The following is a 19302-nucleotide window of genomic DNA, read 5'->3' on the forward strand; positions in this document are numbered from 1 at the left end:
TGGGTTTGATTTGCATCAGAGGACCGCCGATTCTGCGGGGGCTTTATAGGACTGTGAAGAATGGACAGGTTCGATTAACATCAACCAACTTAGGTTAAAGAACATTCTTTTTTTGAGGATTGCTCATCAGCGAAAGAGTAGCCAAGCCGGCATAAAAGTTCTAATAATCCTGCACATCGACAACTGATTAGACATGTTTTGTTGTTTATGATAACGGATTTTTCCAAACTGATTTGTAAAGCATCGAATACCTCTTTATATCTTGATTTATTTAATTGATATTTAGCTAGTTCATATAATAAGAAAGCTAATGAATTCGACATAAACTGTTCTGTGTATACGTCAGTGGCCTGTTGCTCCTTTATTGATGCCGTAATATATGAATCAAACCGGAGGAGAATGTCATCAACGTTGATATTGTATTGATTTGCAGCTCGCAATATAATGGCCAGCGCCGGAAGAATCTCTTCTTCTTTCGTTTCAATATATGCTATGTAATCCGGAAGAACGCTAACATCGCCGGATGATAATTTATTGACATAAAGATTGGCTTGAGCCCATTTCTGGAACAGTTCCTTCCAATGCAAAGTGTCCTTATCCGTCTCTTTAACCCAACTTAGATCAGCATAGGCATATGTATATCTTAACGCTTGCTCATAGTCTCCGTTGGCATTGCATACGTCAGCAAGAAACAAATTAGATAGAGCTATATATGAAAACAGCGGCCTGCTGGGCTTTTTTGGGGAATGCGCATTCCTTCTGGGTTGAAGATTTAAGGTGTATTGCATCTTCGCTTTTAATTCCATTTCATGCGCAATTTTCTCTACTTTATCCCAACGGTATAAGGAACGGTACGTATTTCCTAAATCCTTTAATGCGTCTAGTTGATCGAATTCATCCAAACGGTCGACAAATGGCTCAAATTGGATCGCTGCTTGATAATTTTTCTCTTGATCTTCACTTTGTCTTAACAGAAACAAGCGGTATTGGCACATTGCAAGCCGTTCCGAATGCTGCATCCTTTCGCTCATTGCCACGTTTTCGTACAGGATGGCTGCGGCCTCCTTCAGACCGCGATGAAAAAAATCCTCCGCGGCTTCGAACAACAGGGGCAAATACATCAGGTTGTCAAGCAAAATGCCTGTGACCTGCCGAATACAGTCCAGCTTGTCCAATTCCGCGCAGCGGTCTAAAAAAGGGCGAGCTCTGCGCCAATCGGGCGCGGTTTGAGCGAGGAACTCCTCGATATATTGTTCGTAAAAATAACCCTCAGGCAAAGCCAAAGCAGCAGTAATCGAATCCAGATGCGTTGCGTTCAACAACCGCTTGCCGTTTAAAATCGAGCTTAACGAGCCCGTGTTTATTTCGGCTTTTTGACTTAACTGGAGTAAGGTTAAACTGTTTTGCTTCATAAAATTTCTGATTTCCGCAAGAATCGTGGTTGTATGTTTCAAATAAACCACCCCTTAAATAAGCGAAGCTGATCACCGGATTCATTTCCGATTATATACAAATATACTCATATTATGAATTTTGGTCAATTGGTTAAATTGAACTAATAAGTTAAATTTCTGTGGCGGAAAATCAGCTAATAAAAAAGGCAGGGTAAACTCGGCTGTCCGAGCATGCGGTTCGGTTTTCTAACGGTTGCCACAAGCGCTATTTGCTCCAAAAACATTGATTTCGAATTCTAACGGTTGCCGTGGCGCTTATTTTGCTTAAAACCGGCTGATTTTACCTGGATTAGAGCAAATAACGTCGTTCACAACCGTAAGAATTTAGAAAAGGTCATTTTTCGTAAAATAGCGGCTGCTGCAATCGTTAGATTTCCGGCGGGTCACCAATACCGTCGCGAAAAACGCTGGGGGTTCGTTAATAGGGGACTTTTTCATATGAGCGAAACATTTTCCCTAAACCGGCGTCAGTATATCGCAAATATATATGCAGTTTATGGAAGAAGGGAGATATTGCAGTTGAAAACTAAAATACGCTGGGTCAGCGGGTTTTTAGCGGTTGTTCTTGCGGCGACGGTTGGTGCTTCTGCCTGGGTTCATGATGTGGGGGCGGCGTCAGCTGTACAGCCGGTAAATGCGGCAGGCGGGTTCGGACAGGGGATTGCTGCTTGGAGTGACGGTTCGGTTACGGGCTGGGGATACAACAAATTCGGACAGGTTGGCGACGGAACCTCCATAGATCAGTTTGTACCCAAAACGATAGCCGGGTTGTCGGATATTGTCCAGGTTCAGGCAGGCGAACGCACTTCATTTGCAGTAAGTAAGGACGGAGAAGTCTGGGCATGGGGGGATTTTTATTCTCGTTACGTCAGCGGGGACCCCATTCTTCCCTATCAGAAGCGGGGGGAACCGGTTAAGGTGGAACAGCTGCAGGACGTGAAGCGCCTTGCCTATGCGAATGCGTATGCTTCTATCGCCATTCACAAAGACGGCACAGCTTCGTTATGGTACCCGTCTTTCCAGGACGATTACCAATCCTATGATATCAAGCTTACTCCGCTTAAAGGCTTTTCCAATGTTCAGGATGCCGTGATCGCGGGATACGAAGCCGTTGTTCTGACGGAGGGCGGAAACGTAGGCACTTTGAATTTGTACAATAGCTATTACGACAGATACCGTACAGAGAGTGAACTGAAAGAAGTAAAACCTCTTGCATCCTCGATTGAGCAGATGGCAGTATCGGCGAGGGATGTATTCTTCCTGCATCAAAACGGCAGCATCCTTCGTTGGAATGCCGACACTAAAGAGCCGCCGGCTGTAGTCAAGGATCTCAGCAGTGTCAAGGATATCAAGGAGATTAAGACGGGATATAATCGGCTGTATATGTTGAAGGACGACGGGACCGTCTGGCAGTGGAATTACAACACGGGTCAGTTGGCCAAACCGTTTCAGGTGAAGGGACTTACCGGGATCAAGGCGATCGAAGGCACTTACGATCAAACCGGGTATGCGATCAGCAAAAATGGAAAACTGCTTGCATGGGGCGACGGCTACTACTCCGGAATGGGAACGGACAGCGGCTCGCAGCAGATCAAAGACGGCGAAATTGCTCAAGTGCTGCCTCCTTTCTCCTTTAAGGTCAACGGGCAGGATGTGCAATTTTACGCGACATCGGCTAACGTTGACGGCAAACTGTACGTACCTTATAGTAGTGTATTTGAAGCGCTGGGCGTCAAAACCAAAACCGTGCAGTCCAAACCCGATCCGAAAAACTATAATCGGTCCTATTCAGTGGTATCTTTCTCTTATAACGGGCAGACCGTTTCCTTTAAACGCACCAGTCCGACGGTGCTGCTGGTAAACGGGAAAGTTGCGAAGGAGGAGGTTAATCTGCCGTTCCTGGCCAACTCCACGCTGTATCCGTTAGAGCTGATCTGTGAGAAGCTGCGAATCCCGCTCGATTGGAACCGGGAGACCGGAGAAGTTCGTCTCGGCGGGAGCTCGCAATAACTCGATATAAGAAAAGATCGAGGACAGGCTCTATTTTCAGAGGTCTGATCTTCGATCTTTTTTTCCGGTTCCTATTTAACCAGCCCGCGCAAGTTATCCATCAGCTCTAGCATATCGATCCCGGCGTGATTGCCGAGCAGGATGATCGTAACGCCTCCGCCGGCTTCCCGGGACAACCCTGTGGCGTATCCCGTGCCGCTGCCATTATGAAAGACGATCGTACGGTCTCCCTGCTGCTTAATCATCCAGCCGTATCCGTAGTTTTTTTCGGAATAGGGGGTGAACATCTTTTCCAGCGAAGCTTTTTGCAGCACTTTATTCGTATTTAAGGCCAAATCCCATTTCAACAGGTCGTCCACGGTGGAATACAAACTGCCCGTCCCCGAGGGGGAGATGTAATTGCCCGCGAGCGTCCAATCCTTCGTTTGGCGGATATATCCTTTAATGACCTGAGTCGATGAATCCGCTTCTCCGGTATCGTCCATATTGAGCGGCTGAAAAAACTGCTGATTCAGATAATCTCCATACTTCATCCCGGATATCTGCTCAATGATGGAAGCTAGAAGCACATAACCTCCATTGCTGTATTTGAATTCGGCCCCGGGTTCCGCCAGCAAGGGTTTGCTTTTGATCGCGTCGACCGTCTGCTGCAGCGTCATGCCCTGTTCTCGGGGAATGTTGGAAGTTATCCCGGAGGTATGGGAGAGCAGCATATGAATGGTGATCCGGTCGCCGGACGGAAATCCGGGTATGTAGGATTCCAGCGCATCGTCCAGCTTGAGTTTGCCCTTTTCGGCCAGCTTCATAACCGCCGCGGCGGTAAACGACTTCGTCAAGGAGGCGATGCGCGATTTTTGGTCGGCGTGGACAAGCCGGTTTTCATCGCTGTAGCCGTAGCCTTTACGGAGCAGGATTTGCCCGTTTTTGGCGATCAGGGCGATGCCCGAATATTGTTGATCGATCAAATATTGGTCCGCTTGTTTAGTTTTTCCGGAAACTAGCGTTGCCGTGTCACGCGTCAGATTGACGGAGGTACCCCCGGAAAGCGAAAGAGTTGAAAGGTCGGCTTTCAGAACTTCGGCCAGCGTTCTTAGTGGCACCATCGTCTTTCCGTTCTTTTGAAAAGACGGCAAAGCGGCTTGAACGGAATAAGAGTTCACCTGAAAAACGGCCGTTCCGGGCCGATGCTGAATCGTATCGCCATTGAGTTTCAGCTCGGTAACGCGTTCGGCAGGGTTCCAGCGCACGGTAGCGCCAAGCTGTTCGGCGGTTTCCCTTAACGAGACAAAGGTTGAGCCTTTGTACATCAACGGCTCGACACTGGTTGCGGCCTTTCCTTCAAAGGCGATTTGCGATACGGCCGCGGCGTTTGCCGTGGCCGCCGGATAGAAACCGACACCAGCCGAAAACGTAATGGCTACGGCAAGGGACAGAATCGCGGTGGTGCGTCCAGCTCGGCCGTGGTTTTTGGAGTAGTTGCGGATCGATTGCATGTAGTGCCTCATCATCAGAGCTCCTTTTACCGAATATTAGTATGTCTATCAGACTAGCAAAACGTGCCGGAGAATTCAAGAGGTCCGTGGGCGATCCAGGCGGACTTCCGCTTCTTCCAGCGCCCGCTCGGTTGTCCTGTGCTCCGGGGTCTACTGTGTGTTACAATAGTCGTTAGAGGTGATCGTGAACGTATGTTTTTGAAACGGATCGAGCTAGCGGGTTTCAAATCATTCGCGGACAAGACGGAAATGGAATTCGTCCGCGGCATTACCGCTGTAGTAGGACCTAACGGCAGCGGCAAAAGCAATATTTCCGACGGCATCCGCTGGGTGCTCGGGGAGCAAAGCGCCAAATCGCTTCGCGGCGGCAAGATGGAGGACATTATTTTTGCCGGCAGCGATGCGCGCAAGGCGGTGAACTACGGGGAGGTTTCGCTGACGCTGGACAACGGCGATCAGGCGCTGCCGCTCGACTTTAGCGAAGTGACGGTAACCCGGCGGGTCCACCGCAGCGGGGAAAGCGAATATTACATCAACAAACAGGCCTGCCGCCTGAAGGATATAACCGAACTGTTTATGGATACCGGGATTGGCAAAGAGGCGTATTCGATCATCGGCCAAGGCCGGATCGAGGAGATTTTGAGCACGCGTTCGGAGGATCGCCGCGGTATCTTTGAAGAAGCTTCGGGGATCGTGAAGTACAAAAGCCGCAAGCGCGACGCCCGCCGCAAGCTGGATGATACGGAGCAAAACCTGCTGCGGATTCACGATCTGATCAGCGAACTGGAGGATCAAGTCGGACCGCTGAAGGAGCAGTCGGAAAAAGCGCTGAAATACAAGGAACTGCGCGAGCAGCTGAAAAATAAAGAAATTTCGCTGTACGTCCATCAGATCGAGCAAATTCATGAGTCCTGGAGCGAGGCCAACGCCAAGCTCACCAAGCTGCAGGAAGAACAGCTCGCTTTGTCCACGGTCGTATCCGCCCATGACGCCAAGCTGGAAAGCGACCGTTTGGCGCTGCGGCAGGTCGAAGACCGGATCGAAACGCTGCAGGCGCAGCTGCTGGAATACAGCGAAAGCTACGAAAAAAGCGAAGGCTACGGCGAGGTGCTCAAGGAACGGGCCAAAAACCTGGCTCAGAACCGGGAGCAGCTGCGGCAGTCTTTGGCGGTTAGCGAGGATCGTTATGCTCAGCGTTCGCAGGAGCTGGAGCAGCTTACGGCCAAATTCACCGCCGCCGAGCAGCAACTGGAAGAGCTGCGCCGCGAGTTGGCGGATGAACAAGCGAAGCTGATCGGGGTGACCGGGGGCATCAGTCAGGCGCAGGAGGAGGGCCTAAAGGGCCAACTGCTGGAGGTCATGAACCAGATGGCGCAGGCGCGCAACGAAATCCATTATGCCGAGCAGCAGAAGGAAAGCGTAAAGCGCCGGATGGAGCGGGCCGAAGTGGAAGGCGTCAAGTGGACCGAAGAGCAGCAGCGTCTGAAAGCGCGCAAAAGCGAACTGGAAGCGATGCTGGAGAAGCTGGGGAAAGAGATTTCCGATTTGCGCAGCAAATATATCCAGCAAAGCGAACACCACCAATCGCTGCAGAAGCTCGTCGAGGAAAGCCAAAGCGGTATCCGCAAGTGGGAGCAGAAGCGCGAAGGCTTGGTGTCGCGCCGCGATACGATGAAGGAAATGGAAGAGGATTACGACGGCTTTATGCTTGGCGTCAAGGAAGTGCTTAAAGCCGCCAAGAAATCGGTGCTGCCCGGCGTACACGGGGCCGTGGCCGAGCTGATCCGCGTTCCCGAAAAGCTGGAAATTGCGGTGGAAACCGCGCTCGGAGGGGCGATGCAGCATATCGTCATGGAGAACGAAGCCGTGTCCCGGCAGGCGATCGCCTTCCTGAAGCAGCGGCAGCTTGGACGGGCTACGTTCCTGCCGCTCGACGTCATCCGACCGCGGCAAATTTCCGCGGGTGACAAGCGGCTGATGGAGGACGCCGAAGGCTTCGTCGGCATCGGCGCCGAGCTGGTCGGCTATGAGCCGCGTTACGCCGATATCGTCGGCAGCTTGCTGGGCAACGTCGTGTTTGCGACCGATTTGGAAAAGGCGAACAAAATGGCGGCCCGCTGCCAATACCGGTTCCGGATCGTCACGCTCGAAGGCGATGTCGTCAACGCCGGCGGTTCAATGACGGGGGGCAGCCAGCATCGCAAGAACAGCAACCTGCTCGGCCGCAAGCGCCAGCTGGACCAATTGGCCGCCGACATTCGCGAAAGCGAAGAAATGCTGGACAAGCTGCGCAAAGGCCTGACCGATGTCCGCAGCCAGGTTGCCAAGTCGGAGAGCGACCTGAACCGGCTGCGCGAGGCGGGCGACGCCAAGCGGGCGGAGGAGCAGTCCGTCGCCGGCGACCTGAAGCAGGTCGAGCACGAATGGCGGCATGTAGCGGAGCAGTTCGAGCTCTACGGCCAGGAAAAAGGCCAATATCAGAAAGAGCTGGAAGGGCTGGAGGCGACGAAAAAAACGGCGGAAGAACGCTTGGTGGAGCTGGAGAAACAAGAGCAGTCGGTGCAGCAGTCAATCCGGGCAGCCGAATTTGCGCGCAAAGCAAGCGAGTCAGCCAAGGAAGAACTGCAGGATTTGCTAACCGGGCTCAAGGTACGCGAAGGCAAGCTGGACCAGGAGTGTTCCTCGCTCCGCGAACAATTGCGCCGCGCCGAGGAAGAATACCAAATCCAGCAGCGCGAACTGGAGCAGAACCGCACGATCCTGCAGTCGATCGAAGCGGATTTGCAGCAAAACGAAGAGCAAAGCGTCCGCCAGCGCGAAGAGCTCAACGATTTCAAGCTGAAGAAGGAACGCGCCGGCGAGCAGCTCGAAATGGAACGGGCTTCGCGTACCGTGCTCGTGAAAAAGCTGGAGGAAGGCGAAAGTGAAACGAAAGAGCAGCGGGTCGGCCTGAAAGCCGTGGAAGAACAGCTGCGGCAAACGGAAATCCAGGCCAACCGGCTTGACGTGGAGCTGGACAATATTTTGCGCAAGCTGTCGGAAGACTATGAGCTGAGCTACGAATTGGCCAAGCAGCGCTACGCGGTGCCGGAGGACGTGCCGCAGACCCAGGCCGAGGTGAAGGAGCTGAAGCGGCAGATCACCCTGCTTGGCGAGGTGAACCTCGGTGCGATCGAGGAATACAACCGCGTCAACGAACGCTATCAGTTCCTGACCGAGCAAAAGGACGACTTGGTGGAAGCGAAAACGACGCTGTATCAGGTTATCCGCGAAATGGACGAGGAGATGTCCAAACGGTTCAAGACGACATTTGACGCCATCCGGCGCGAGTTCGTCATCGTCTTCTCCAAGCTGTTCGGCGGCGGCCGCGCCGATTTGGTGCTGCTCGATCCGGACAATCTGCTGGAGACGGGCATCGATGTGGTCGCCCAGCCACCGGGCAAAAAGCTGCAAAACCTGCAGTTGCTCTCCGGCGGGGAGCGCGCTTTGACGGCGATGGCACTTCTGTTTGCCATTTTGCAGGTGAAGCCGGTGCCGTTTTGCGTGCTCGACGAAGTCGAGGCAGCGCTGGACGAAGCGAACGTGTCGCGGTTTGCCCAGTATTTGCGGGAGTTTTCCGAACAAACGCAATTTATCGTCGTAACGCACCGCAAAGGAACGATGGAGGAGGCCGACGTGCTGTACGGCGTGACGATGGAGGAAGGCGGCGTTTCCAAGCTTGTTTCGGTGAAGCTGGATGATGGGGAAACGATGGAAATCGCCTGATCCCGCTAATCGGGGCTCGAAGCAGTTAGCGCAAAATTGCTTGGCTGCAAGCATTGTGCGATAATGGAGAGGGACGCACGAAGCGAATTAACGGCACTTTATGGACTTATTGCGGGGCAACCGAGCATCTTTTCATAATTAACGGTAATCCATGGCGCTATTTATGGAGACAAGCGTGAATAAAGCGGATTTTGCGTAGGTTTTCCAGGGATAGCGCCATATTTTTCCGCTATGTTGCGGGCAACGTTCGAATGAATATAAATAACACCCTTTATTTCCTTTAAGTTATGGTAGGATCGCTACATATACATACCCGGATGAATCGAAGGAGGATAAAGCTTGTATGAGTTTCTTTAAGAAACTGCGAGAAAGCATCGCGGCAAAAACGGAATCGGTAACGAAACAGTTCAGGGACGGCCTGGAAAAAAGCCGCAAAGGCTTTGTCGAGAAGGTCGCGGAGCTGGTTACCCGCCGTAAAAAAATAGATGAAGAATTTTTCGAGGAACTGGAGGAAATTCTTATCGGCGCTGATGTGGGCGTGAATACGGTGTTAAAGCTGATCGACGACCTGCGCAAAGAAGTTAAGCAGCGCCGGATCGAAGACCCGGCGGAGCTGCAGCCGCTGCTGTCCGAGAAGCTGACTGAGCTATTGCGCGGCGATGAGGACAACGAAGTGCACCTGAGTCAAGACGGGATCAGCGTCATTTTGTTCGTAGGCGTCAATGGCGTCGGCAAAACGACGACGATCGGCAAGCTGGCGCACTACTACAAGCAGCAAGGCAAAAAAGTAATTCTGGCCGCGGGCGATACATTCCGGGCCGGGGCGATCGAACAGCTTGAGGTATGGGGCCAACGGGTTGGCGTCGATGTGATCAAGCAGCAGGCTGGGTCCGACCCAGCGGCGGTCATGTTTGACGCGGTGCAGGCGGCCAAGCAGCGGGGAGCGGACATTTTGCTCTGCGATACGGCGGGCCGGCTGCAAAACAAGTCCAACCTGATGGAGGAGCTGAACAAAATTTACCGCGTCATCCAGCGGGAAATTCCTGGCGCGCCGCATGAGGTGCTGATGGTACTGGATGCGACGACCGGGCAAAACGCCCTGAACCAGGCCAAGCTGTTTGGAGAAAAAAGCGGCGTTACCGGGCTTGTGCTCACCAAGCTGGACGGCACGGCCAAGGGCGGGATCGTCATTGCGATCCGCCAAGAGCTGAGACTGCCGGTAAAATTCGTCGGCCTCGGCGAGAAAATCGGCGACCTGCAGCAGTTCGATTCCGAGCAGTTTGTACACGGCCTGTTTGCCGGGCTGATCAGCGACGAGGAGGCTTCGGCGGAAGCCTGATTCCGGAGTAGGCGAAGTCTTGCACCACATGAAGCTCAATGGCGTAAAATGGGTAAACGCCCAGATTTTTTAGCAAGGCAAAAATATGGAGGTGACAGGGATGGCGAGTACGCATACTTTTGACCGCAGGGAGGAAATCGCTAACGCCGTAACGCACGGGATCGGGGCGCTGCTGAGCGTGGCTGCCCTGGTGCTGCTGATCGTGTTTTCCAGTATAAAGGGGACGGCCTGGCATGTCGTGAGCTTTACGATCTACGGGGCCAGCATGCTGCTGCTTTACCTTTGTTCGACGCTGGTGCACAGCTTTAAAGCAGGCAAAGCGAAGGATTTGTTCGAGTTCTTGGACCATTCTTCAATTTACATCTTCATTGCCGGGACGTATACTCCGTTTTTGCTGGTGGTGCTGCGCGGTCCGCTCGGGTGGAGCCTGTTCGGGACGGTGTGGGGGATCGCCCTGCTTGGCGTCGTGTTTAAAGCTTTTTTCGTAAAGCGATTCCTGTTTTTGTCGACGGTATTTTACGTCATTATGGGTTGGCTGATCGTGATTGCATGGGGGCCGTTGACGGCGGCTGTCCCGTCTCAGGGCATCGTTTTGCTCGTTACGGGCGGCGTTTTGTACACGCTTGGCACCGTGTTTTACGTCTGGCGGGGGTTTCCGTACCATCACGCGATCTGGCATCTGTTCGTGCTTGGCGGCAGCGTTACCCACTTTTTTGCAATCCTGTTGTATTTGCTTCCCCATCACTGAATTTCACATCTTCAATAGCCGCTTTGCGCTCCGTTCGCGAGGCGGCTTTTTGGCGTTTGAGGGATGCTTTTGCTGTTCAACCGGCATTACGGTGGGCTTTTCAACATGTTAAGGGAAAATGCTTGACATCTTATTCGGCGCTGAGGTATCATAGGAAAAGTTGATGCGCTGTAAAGTGTTTTTCCTTGACGGAGGGGAGTGCCCAAATGAGTCAGGAGAATAGACTTGAGAAAACAAATCGGATCAACCTTTTGTTTGATTTTTACGAAGCGCTGCTGACGGAAAAGCAGCAGACTTTTTTACGATATTATTTTCTGGACGATTTTTCGCTTGGCGAAATCGCCGCAGAGTTTGAAATCAGCCGCCAAGCGGTGTTCGAGCACATTAAACGGGCCGAGGGCATGCTGGAAACGTATGAAGAGAAGCTCGGGCTGCTGGGGAAGCACGAGGCGCGCAGCGGTGTGTTGTCCCGGCTGGAGAAGCTGGTGGAAGGCAGCGCGATGTCGGCGCCCGATAAAGAAGCAGCGAGAAATTTGCTTCGCCAGGCGGAGCAATTGTAATATGGCGTTAGGAAACAAATTTTAGCGAATGGAGGTGACGGCAACATGGCATTCGAAGGATTGACGAGCCGGCTGCAGAGCGTGTTCAGCAAGCTCCGGGGCAAGGGCAAGGTTTCGGAAGACGATGTCAACGAAGCGATGCGAGAGGTCCGGCTGGCCCTGCTGGAGGCGGACGTCAACTTTAAAGTCGTCAAGGAATTCATCGCCAAAGTGAAGGAAAAGTCCGTCGGCAAGGAAGTGATGGACAGCTTCACGCCGGGCATGGTCATTATCGACATCGTCAACAAGGAACTGACCGAGCTGATGGGCGGCAGTCAGGCTAGGCTAGCTAAGAGCAACCGTCCTCCGACCGTCATTATGATGGCAGGTTTGCAGGGGGCCGGGAAGACGACGACATCGGCCAAGCTGGCGAAGCTGCTGCTGAAAGAAAACCACCGGCCGCTCCTCGTGGCCGGAGACATATACCGTCCGGCGGCGATCAAGCAGCTGCAGGTGCTGGGCGAACAGATCAAGGCGCCGGTGTTTACGCTGCCGGAAGGCAACAGCCCGGTGGAGATCGCCCGTCAGGCGCTGCAGCACGCGAAGGATAACGGCAACGATTATTTGCTGATCGACACCGCTGGCCGGCTGCACATTGATGAGGAACTGATGGAAGAGCTGCGGCAAATCCATGAGGTGACGAAGCCGGACGAAGTGCTGCTGGTCGTCGATGCGATGACCGGTCAGGACGCCGTCAACGTCGCCGAAAGCTTTAATCAGCAGCTTACCTTGACAGGGGTCGTGTTGACGAAGCTGGACGGCGATACCCGAGGCGGGGCGGCGCTGTCGGTTAAAGCGGTAACCGGCTGCCCGATCAAGTTCGCCGCGCTTGGCGAGAAGATCGACGCTCTTGAGCCGTTTCATCCCGAGCGGATGGCTTCCCGGATTTTGGGCATGGGCGACATGCTGTCGCTGATCGAAAAAGCCCAGGCAAACATCGATGCTGAAAAAGCGAAGGAAATGGAACGGAAAATGCGCAATGCGGAATTTACGTTCGACGATTTCCTGGAGCAGATGGATCAGGTGAAGAAGCTGGGTCCGCTGGATCAGCTTATGGACATGATTCCGGGCATGGGCAAAATGAAGCAGATGAAGGACATCAAGGTCGACGAGAAGCAAATGGGCCGGGTGGAAGCCATCGTTCATTCGATGACCAAAGCGGAGAAGCAAAACCCGGAAATGATCAATCATAGCCGCCGCAAACGGATCGCCGCCGGAAGCGGGACGACGCTGGCCGATGTCAACCGCTTGATCAAGCAGTTTGACGAGATGCGCCGGATGATGAAGCAGTTTTCCGATATGATGGGGCCGAAAGGCAAAGGCAATAAAATGATGAAGCAACTGAGCAAAGCCGGAAAAGGCATGCGTTTTCCGTTCCGTTAATCGGCGGATCATTGATTTTTTGAAGGAGGTGAATTTCGTGGCAGTTCGTATTCGTTTGAAACGTATTGGTGCTCATAAAGCTCCTTTCTACCGTATCGTGGTGTCGAATTCCCGTTCCCCGCGTGACGGCCGTTTTATCGAGGAGATCGGTTACTACAACCCGGTTGCTCAACCGGCCGTAGTGAACATCGACGAAGAGAAGGCGCTTAAATGGCTTCAAGACGGAGCGCAAGCATCCGATACCGTTCGCAATCTGCTGAGCAAAGCAGGCGTAATGAAGAAGTTTCATGAGCTCAGACAGCAGAAATAATTGCTGATTCGGAGGGTCGTAAGTGGAACAATTAGTCAGCGTTATCGCGAAGGCTCTTGTTGACCATCCGGACGATGTTCGTGTGGAGATTGTGGAGAAGGATCACCTGATTGTGTATGAACTGTCCGTGCATCCCGACGATGTGGGGAAAGTGATCGGCAAGCAGGGGAGAATCGCCAAAGCGCTCCGCACGGTCGTGACATCGGCAGCGGTCAAGATGGATAAGCGGGTTACCGTGGACATCATGTCTTAAACAACCTCTTAAAGATGTACGAAAGCGGGTTAGGATGTTTGTCCTAACCCTTTTTCGTACATGCTGAAGCGTAAAGGGCATGGTTTTTATGGATACTTTGGCTATTATACTTGAAGCAAGGCTTTTAAAGCGGCTGGCTGGTTTCCCTGGGGTTCAGCGTCAGCCGTTTATAAGATGGGGAGGTTGTTATGTCGAATTCTTTGTTGACGGTCGGCAAAATCGTAAATACGCACGGGATCCGCGGGGAGCTGAAGGTGCTGCTGCAAACGGATTTCCCGGACGTGCGGTTTGCGCCGAAAAGCCGTCTTCTAATCGTTCACCCGGAAAGCGGGGAACAAATGGCGGTCACCGTGCAATCGTCGAGACCGTACAAACAGACGTACATCGTGAAATTCAGCGAATTTTCCGATATCAATGAAGTTGAAAAATTTAAGGGCCGGGATCTAAAGGTGACAAAAGCGGAAACGGTGGAATTGCCGGAAAACGAGTACTATTTCCATGAAATCATCGGCTGCCGTGTCATCAGCGACGAAGGCGAGGACCTCGGCGTGATCGAGGAGATTTTGCGTCCGGGAGCGAACGATGTGTGGGTCGCCAAGCTGCCGTCCGGCAAACAGCTGCTGCTGCCCGTTATCGATGACGTCGTGCTGGACGTTAACGTACATGACAAACTGATCAAAGTTCACCTGATGGAAGGGCTGTTATAGGATGCGTGTGGATGTGCTGACGCTTTTTCCGGAAATGTTTGCAGGCGTGTTCGCCAGCAGCATCCTCGGCAAAGCGCAGGAAAAAGGAATCGCTACGCTAAATGCGATCAATTTCCGGGAATATTCGGGGAATAAGCATGGGACCGTAGACGATACGCCGTACGGCGGCGGAGGAGGGATGGTGCTGAAGCCGGAACCGATCTTCGCTGCGGTGGAAGCTGTACTGGAAGGGAAGCATGGTGATGCCCCCAGGGCGAAAACCCGCACACCGCGGGTTATTTTGATGTGTCCGCAAGGCGAGACTTTTACGCAGAAGAAGGCTGAGGAGCTTGCCGCCGAGGAACATTTGATCTTTATTTGCGGCCACTACGAAGGGTATGATGAACGGATTCGTGAGCATCTCATAACCGATGAAATATCCATCGGCGATTATGTCCTGACCGGCGGCGAGCTGCCGGCGATGGTCGTGATCGACAGCGTGACCCGGCTTCTGCCAGGCGTGCTTGGGAATGAGTTGAGTGCGGTCACCGACTCCTTCAGCACCGGAATGCTGGAGTACCCCCATTACACGAGACCTGCGGAGTTTCGCGGCTGGAAGGTGCCCGATATTCTGCTGAGCGGACATCATGCCAATGTGGAGGAATGGCGGCGAAAAGAAGCGCTTCGTCGCACCCTTTTGCGCCGCCCGGATCTGCTTAAGAAGCTGGAATTATCGCCTCAGGATTTGAAGTGGCTGGAGCAAATGAAAGCTCATCTTCCGGAAATTAAGGATTGAGCAATTTATCTATGTCTGTGTCCGATGTGACCGTCAATCTCTTCAAGGTCATTAGCCGATCCCCGGGTTTTATGAAGCCCTGGTGGACGGTGAAGGCCATTCGGTAACCGTTTTCCTGAAGATAATAAATCATCTGCCGGGTCTTCTCTCCAAATGGGTAGGCGAAGTAAGGAGAATCGACCACTTTTTCTTTCATCATCGCAATATCCTTTTCCACTAACGAGGGGTCTTGTCCCGCGGCTTTATTTACTCCGCATTTCTCAAAGCCTTTGCGATGCAGATCGTAAGTATGGCTGTGAAACTCGAACACATCGCCCGCAGACTTCATTTCTTCCTTCGATAAATACGTTTTTTTGGCGGGATCAAAGGCTTGAGTCTGTTCTTTCAATTTACTGCCGATGACAAAAATGGCTGCCTTATATCCGTATTTTTTGAGGATCGGGTAGGCGTATATATAGTTGTTTTGATATCCATCATCAAACGTAATGACAACGGTTTTGGCCGGGAGGGAGATCTGCCCCCTGACGTATTGTTCCAGTTCGCTTAGCGAAGCCGTATAGTACCCATGGTCATGGAGATAATCGATATCTTGTTCGAAGGCCTCCAAATTGATGACGGATTCGTTGCCCGGATACTTATTGTATTTCTTCGGCGTGATGTAATGATACATAAGTACGGGAACTTGCTCGGCAGTGCCGGGTGCGACGGTAAAACCTTCGGGCAGCTTAGGGTACACTTCATGCTTTTTATGGGTCAAGGTAAACATTGTATTTTTGACCATGCCCCATGAGGTGCAAGCCTTGCGTGATAATACGTTGCTCGGGTGGGTCACCGCCACCGCATAGATCAGCACCAGAATGGCCAGCGAGAGTAATGCATACTGCGAGATTCTTTTTCTCATTCCTTGATAAAACTCCTATCCTATCTAATTGTCTAACATATCTATTTTATATGGTCTTAAAAAAAATGGGTTACGATTTGTTTGCAATTTGGATTGAAATGGGGCTGGTCGGTGATCAACGCACGTTTTCGTTATTTTATTGGGAAAATTTTGTGCTGCTATGCTCGTCAAAGTCTTGCAAGGATGCGCGTCTATAGCGTATAATAACATATGTCGCTATTCATGAGCGTTGGGCCAACGGTACTGAAACGTTGATACAATGCTTTAGACAGCATCGGGGTATGGCGCAGTCAGGTAGCGCGCACCCTTGGGGTGGGTGAGGCCGTGGGTTCGAATCCCGCTACTCCGATTTAAACTGATAATATCAGGGGTTTTCATTGCTTTCTGATGAACAAAAAAGAATGCGGTCGATAGCAGAAACGGTTTTGCAAGAAAAGACCACACCTTATACCAGATTAACATCTGTTATAAGGTGTGGTCTTTTTTGCCGCTTAAATTTTCCATTACCAGAACTCTTAATGAGTTTCACCACGATGAAGAGGATGAGTTGGATATATCAACTTCATGATGATTTGATTCAACATTTTGATACTTTTATGCTATAATGAGTTCAAAAGAGGATTTAAATGCTGAATGGAGCCGTGCGGCTAACACGACTCCATAGCAATAGCCGCTTTTAAGGGCGATGGCAGCAACGGAGCAGTGATACAAATAGACCGTTTACCTTTGGCGAGGGCGGTCTATTTGCGTTTATGGAAAGATAGTATCAGGACAATTAGAGTCGCAAATGAGATCATTAGCGTCAATGCTTGATAAACTTCCATAGCGGCACCTCCCTTCCGGGAGATTAGCCGACCGCCCTTAAGCCTATTCTATTGCTTGTACAATTATACCATATATTGTAGTTAAGTGGCGTTTTTTGCCGCTCTTTTTTGCTCTCATATTTACGAAAGGAAAATGTAAATGGTTCTGACCAAAAAGCAAAAATATTCAAGATAGTAGTTATAAGAATGCTATAAATATTTACAATAAGGAAATCAAAGGAAATACAAAAAGGGAAACTGAGGTAGAAAAATATCTTGAATCAGATCTTATTAAAATCCAGCAAGATTTTGAAGAAGAGAAAATTGATTTTGATAAAGCGATAAGCAAACTAGATACTATAAAGAAAACAGAATTACTTACTTCTAAAGTTTCCGAAGTTCAAGAAAAAATAAACTCTTTAAATAATTCCAGGATAGCATTTAAAACAGGTAATGAACTAATAAAAAATAATAATATTAAAGACGCTCTTGTTGAATTAAAAAAAGTTACTGAAGATGATTCTAAGAATTATGCAAATGCGAAAGAATTAATTGAAAAGTCTTCAAGTGACTATAAAATTATAATTCTTAATAATGCTGAAAAAGCAGTAGCTAATAAAAAATTTGAAGAAGATACTTAGCGAAATAAATCAACGATTAAGTGTAATTCCCAATGATGCTGATTTAATCGCAAAAAAATCTATATATGAAAAGAAAAAAGAGGAACAAATTGAAAATGAAAGAAAAATGAAGATGCAAGAAACAAAAGATAAACAAGAGATTATTTTGAGAAAGCAAGTATAGTAATTCAAAGTACTAAATATAAAGCATTGTATCCTGATATGATTCAAGTAATAGCAAAAAATAAATCAAAAAAAGAAGACAAAGGGTGGTCTATTGATGAGAACCAAGGTATAAAATCTGTTCTTTCTTGTGTAAAAGAGGTTGAATATTACGATGGGACAACTTGGGAGAATGAATATTATAATTATTGGCTTGACGAATATAAAGAAAAGCCATTGCATTAAATTAATTAACCGCCAATTTAGGCGGTTTTTTCTTTCCTGACAAATATCGCACGCCTTAAATTGAAAAACGTCTGCAAACCCTTGATACATATGGAGTTCAAAACTCGGGGTATGGCGTTTCAACTGATAGTTCCCCATGATCACTAACTACATTTTTTATTAATTCTGTAGACCTATTTTGCCGATAATGATAATGTGGTGGAAAAATATAGGTTTGGGGGAATGTTTAAGTGAAATTGAATACTGCAACAAAAACTCTGATCGTTGGATCTCTCATTTTTTTATTTGGCATCTTGTATAATTCCTTTTTTTAGCTTAGGAATCATTGAAGTTAATATTGACAATTATCGAGTACATAATTTTGTGCTGAGTCTGTCCAATTTTATTTTTGCTATCACAGTTCTTATTTTCTCAGTTTCTTTCTTAAAAGCCCAAAATAAGAGAGGAAAATAATCATGAACTCATTGCTTGATGAAATCATTGAAGAACAAGAAGAAAAGAATAAATCTGATGATAGCTCAACTTCCAGTTCAATAGGTTCAGCATTACATTATGTTGGAATTGCTTTTATAGGATTAGGTTTACTAGTGGGAGTATTTGTAATCACCTTATTGAAAGACGCGGATTCAGGTTCTTATTTTCCTGATCCTCATCCATTAAGATGGTTATATGGCATTGGAATAATAATTTCCACATCGATAAGTGGGCTTTTATTTATGGGGTTTTCTGAAGTGATCAAATTATTAATCAGTATTAGGGACAATACAAAAAGTACATAATTTTTTAACCGCCATGTAGAACCGAGGGAAAGTTGTTAATAGTAATGGGGTATTTTCTGTAATGGTATTAACGGGGGGCTAAAATGATTGTATCTCATAATATTGTTGCGCTTACCACAGCAAATAACTTAAAGCAGAAAAATGCGGCAGTATCCAAAAATTCAGAAAAATTGTCATCAGGTCTAAGGATAAATAGGGCTGCAAATGATGCAGCAGGATTAAAAGCCGGTCCATCCGGTAAAGGCGGGCATTTTTTTATGAAAAAGGGATATGATTAGAATGACTAGGTATAAGTTAACCCCTTTAATAAATTAGATTTTCCTTGCTATGCCTATGGAATTATGATAAAATTCTCCTTGTTGTGAATTCGGTGGTCCGCTGCGGATGATGAAGGAGAACATGGGGTTCTCCGGAAGAGGCATGAACACCTGAGTGGAAGGAGGGAGTCATAGATGAATATCGTACAAGCGATTACGCAAGAACAACTTCGCAAAGATATTCCGAGCTTTCGTCCTGGTGACACTTTGAAAGTGTTCGTTAAGGTTATCGAGGGATCTCGTGAACGTGTCCAATTGTTCGAAGGTGTTGTTATCAAGCGTCGCGGCGGCGGAATCAGCGAAACTTTTACGGTTCGTAAAATTTCCAACGGTGTAGGCGTGGAAAGAACTTTCCCGCTTCATTCCCCGAAAATCGATAAAATCGAAGTGGCTCGCCGTGGTAAAGTGCGTCGTGCGAAGTTGTACTATCTTCGTGCATTGCGCGGTAAAGCAGCGAGAATTAAAGAAGTGCGTCGTTAATTTTTTAACGAACAGGGGGCTTGTATCCATTCAAGCCCTTTTGCTGTTTTTAACGGAGGAATTTCCGTTTACATATTCCAAAACAAAGTGAGGTCGCGGTCCATGGAGAAGCATGAGCAACCAAACCATCCGGACGATCGGGAAGTGCCAGGGCAACT

The 19302-nt window shown here is 49.5% G+C and carries 19 protein-coding genes and 1 tRNA gene; 16 read left to right on the forward strand and 4 right to left on the reverse strand.

Features of this window, described 5'->3' with window-relative positions:
• Nucleotides 1-89: 89 nt before the first annotated feature.
• Entirely contained in the window at nucleotides 90-1454 is a 1365-nt protein-coding gene (locus tag ACLD72_RS03160) for a transcriptional regulator (protein ID WP_410997901.1), read from the reverse strand.
• A 519-nt stretch (nucleotides 1455-1973) separates the two neighbouring features.
• Between ACLD72_RS03160 and ACLD72_RS03165 the strand changes: the two genes are divergently transcribed.
• Nucleotides 1974-3464, forward strand: a complete 1491-nt coding sequence (locus ACLD72_RS03165; protein WP_410997899.1) for a stalk domain-containing protein — start codon at nucleotides 1974-1976, stop codon at nucleotides 3462-3464.
• Between the two features lie 71 nt (nucleotides 3465-3535).
• On the opposite strand, the gene ACLD72_RS03170 is transcribed toward ACLD72_RS03165, so the two are convergent.
• Nucleotides 3536-4969 (reverse strand): serine hydrolase, encoded by a 1434-nt coding sequence (locus tag ACLD72_RS03170; RefSeq protein WP_458475529.1) that lies wholly within the window; start codon nucleotides 4967-4969, stop codon nucleotides 3536-3538.
• 180 nt (nucleotides 4970-5149) lie between these two features.
• Here ACLD72_RS03170 and smc point away from each other — a divergent pair, with 180 nt between their 5' ends.
• The 9 genes from smc (at nucleotide 5150) to trmD (ending at nucleotide 14836) form a co-directional block, all read left to right on the forward strand.
• A complete protein-coding gene (gene smc / locus ACLD72_RS03175) occupies nucleotides 5150-8722 on the forward strand; it encodes a chromosome segregation protein SMC (RefSeq protein ID WP_410997896.1) in 3573 nt (1190 codons plus the stop codon).
• A 343-nt stretch (nucleotides 8723-9065) separates the two neighbouring features.
• Nucleotides 9066-10061, forward strand: a complete 996-nt coding sequence (gene ftsY, locus ACLD72_RS03180) for a signal recognition particle-docking protein FtsY (protein ID WP_410997894.1) — start codon at nucleotides 9066-9068, stop codon at nucleotides 10059-10061.
• Between the two features lie 100 nt (nucleotides 10062-10161).
• Nucleotides 10162-10809: a PAQR family membrane homeostasis protein TrhA gene (trhA, locus tag ACLD72_RS03185; RefSeq protein WP_410997892.1), complete on the forward strand. Its 648-nt coding sequence runs from the start codon at nucleotides 10162-10164 to the stop codon at nucleotides 10807-10809.
• A 206-nt stretch (nucleotides 10810-11015) separates the two neighbouring features.
• Nucleotides 11016-11369 carry a putative DNA-binding protein gene (locus ACLD72_RS03190; protein WP_410997890.1) on the forward strand — a complete coding sequence of 118 codons (354 nt, stop codon included), beginning with the start codon at nucleotides 11016-11018 and terminating at the stop codon, nucleotides 11367-11369.
• 45 nt (nucleotides 11370-11414) lie between these two features.
• On the forward strand, nucleotides 11415-12791 hold the full coding sequence (gene ffh, locus ACLD72_RS03195) for a signal recognition particle protein (protein ID WP_410997888.1): 1377 nt from the start codon (nucleotides 11415-11417) through the stop codon (nucleotides 12789-12791).
• A 37-nt stretch (nucleotides 12792-12828) separates the two neighbouring features.
• Nucleotides 12829-13101, forward strand: a complete 273-nt coding sequence (rpsP, locus tag ACLD72_RS03200) for a 30S ribosomal protein S16 (protein ID WP_059045412.1) — start codon at nucleotides 12829-12831, stop codon at nucleotides 13099-13101.
• 22 nt (nucleotides 13102-13123) lie between these two features.
• Nucleotides 13124-13354, forward strand: a complete 231-nt coding sequence (locus tag ACLD72_RS03205; RefSeq protein ID WP_251588548.1) for a KH domain-containing protein — start codon at nucleotides 13124-13126, stop codon at nucleotides 13352-13354.
• Between the two features lie 188 nt (nucleotides 13355-13542).
• On the forward strand, nucleotides 13543-14061 hold the full coding sequence (rimM, locus tag ACLD72_RS03210; RefSeq protein ID WP_410997885.1) for a ribosome maturation factor RimM: 519 nt from the start codon (nucleotides 13543-13545) through the stop codon (nucleotides 14059-14061).
• A 1-nt stretch (nucleotide 14062) separates the two neighbouring features.
• Nucleotides 14063-14836: a tRNA (guanosine(37)-N1)-methyltransferase TrmD gene (trmD, locus tag ACLD72_RS03215; RefSeq protein ID WP_410997882.1), complete on the forward strand. Its 774-nt coding sequence runs from the start codon at nucleotides 14063-14065 to the stop codon at nucleotides 14834-14836.
• On the opposite strand, the gene ACLD72_RS03220 is transcribed toward trmD, so the two are convergent.
• Nucleotides 14826-15737 (reverse strand): polysaccharide deacetylase family protein, encoded by a 912-nt coding sequence (locus ACLD72_RS03220; protein ID WP_410997881.1) that lies wholly within the window; start codon nucleotides 15735-15737, stop codon nucleotides 14826-14828. The two genes, trmD and ACLD72_RS03220, sit on opposite strands and share 11 nt — an antisense overlap.
• A gap of 275 nt (nucleotides 15738-16012) precedes the next feature.
• Here ACLD72_RS03220 and ACLD72_RS03225 point away from each other — a divergent pair.
• A tRNA-Pro gene (locus ACLD72_RS03225) sits at nucleotides 16013-16086 on the forward strand.
• Between the two features lie 391 nt (nucleotides 16087-16477).
• Here the strand turns inward: ACLD72_RS03225 and ACLD72_RS03230 are convergent.
• Entirely contained in the window at nucleotides 16478-16561 is an 84-nt protein-coding gene (locus ACLD72_RS03230; RefSeq protein WP_221928479.1) for a putative holin-like toxin, read from the reverse strand.
• A 603-nt stretch (nucleotides 16562-17164) separates the two neighbouring features.
• On the opposite strand from ACLD72_RS03230, the gene ACLD72_RS03235 reads away from it, so the two are divergent.
• From ACLD72_RS03235 to rplS, 5 genes are all read left to right on the forward strand, one after another.
• On the forward strand, nucleotides 17165-17344 hold the full coding sequence (locus tag ACLD72_RS03235; RefSeq protein ID WP_410997879.1) for a hypothetical protein: 180 nt from the start codon (nucleotides 17165-17167) through the stop codon (nucleotides 17342-17344).
• A gap of 2 nt (nucleotides 17345-17346) precedes the next feature.
• Nucleotides 17347-17568: a DUF5780 domain-containing protein gene (locus ACLD72_RS03240; protein ID WP_458475542.1), complete on the forward strand. Its 222-nt coding sequence runs from the start codon at nucleotides 17347-17349 to the stop codon at nucleotides 17566-17568.
• Between the two features lie 455 nt (nucleotides 17569-18023).
• On the forward strand, nucleotides 18024-18347 hold the full coding sequence (locus tag ACLD72_RS03245) for a hypothetical protein (protein WP_410997877.1): 324 nt from the start codon (nucleotides 18024-18026) through the stop codon (nucleotides 18345-18347).
• An 83-nt stretch (nucleotides 18348-18430) separates the two neighbouring features.
• A complete protein-coding gene (locus ACLD72_RS03250; RefSeq protein WP_410997875.1) occupies nucleotides 18431-18625 on the forward strand; it encodes a flagellin N-terminal helical domain-containing protein in 195 nt (64 codons plus the stop codon).
• A gap of 174 nt (nucleotides 18626-18799) precedes the next feature.
• Nucleotides 18800-19144: a 50S ribosomal protein L19 gene (gene rplS, locus ACLD72_RS03255; protein ID WP_036622198.1), complete on the forward strand. Its 345-nt coding sequence runs from the start codon at nucleotides 18800-18802 to the stop codon at nucleotides 19142-19144.
• Nucleotides 19145-19302 lie beyond the last annotated feature (158 nt).

It is taken from the genome of Paenibacillus lacisediminis, assembly GCF_046567315.2.

What these genes read in the sequence shown, in the direction of transcription:
- rplS (WP_036622198.1), top strand. Translation starts at nt 18,800, where the DNA reads ATGAATATCGTACAAGCGATTACGCAAGAACAACTTCGCAAAGATATT.
- ACLD72_RS03170 (WP_458475529.1), bottom strand. Translation starts at nt 4,969, where the DNA reads ATGAGGCACTACATGCAATCGATCCGCAACTACTCCAAAAACCACGGC.
- trhA (WP_410997892.1), top strand. Translation starts at nt 10,162, where the DNA reads ATGGCGAGTACGCATACTTTTGACCGCAGGGAGGAAATCGCTAACGCC.
- ACLD72_RS03245 (WP_410997877.1), top strand. Translation starts at nt 18,024, where the DNA reads ATGAACTCATTGCTTGATGAAATCATTGAAGAACAAGAAGAAAAGAAT.
- ACLD72_RS03230 (WP_221928479.1), bottom strand. Translation starts at nt 16,561, where the DNA reads ATGGAAGTTTATCAAGCATTGACGCTAATGATCTCATTTGCGACTCTA.
- ACLD72_RS03250 (WP_410997875.1), top strand. Translation starts at nt 18,431, where the DNA reads ATGATTGTATCTCATAATATTGTTGCGCTTACCACAGCAAATAACTTA.
- smc (WP_410997896.1), top strand. Translation starts at nt 5,150, where the DNA reads ATGTTTTTGAAACGGATCGAGCTAGCGGGTTTCAAATCATTCGCGGAC.
- rimM (WP_410997885.1), top strand. Translation starts at nt 13,543, where the DNA reads ATGTCGAATTCTTTGTTGACGGTCGGCAAAATCGTAAATACGCACGGG.
- ffh (WP_410997888.1), top strand. Translation starts at nt 11,415, where the DNA reads ATGGCATTCGAAGGATTGACGAGCCGGCTGCAGAGCGTGTTCAGCAAG.
- ACLD72_RS03220 (WP_410997881.1), bottom strand. Translation starts at nt 15,737, where the DNA reads ATGAGAAAAAGAATCTCGCAGTATGCATTACTCTCGCTGGCCATTCTG.
- ftsY (WP_410997894.1), top strand. Translation starts at nt 9,066, where the DNA reads ATGAGTTTCTTTAAGAAACTGCGAGAAAGCATCGCGGCAAAAACGGAA.
- ACLD72_RS03190 (WP_410997890.1), top strand. Translation starts at nt 11,016, where the DNA reads ATGAGTCAGGAGAATAGACTTGAGAAAACAAATCGGATCAACCTTTTG.
- trmD (WP_410997882.1), top strand. Translation starts at nt 14,063, where the DNA reads ATGCGTGTGGATGTGCTGACGCTTTTTCCGGAAATGTTTGCAGGCGTG.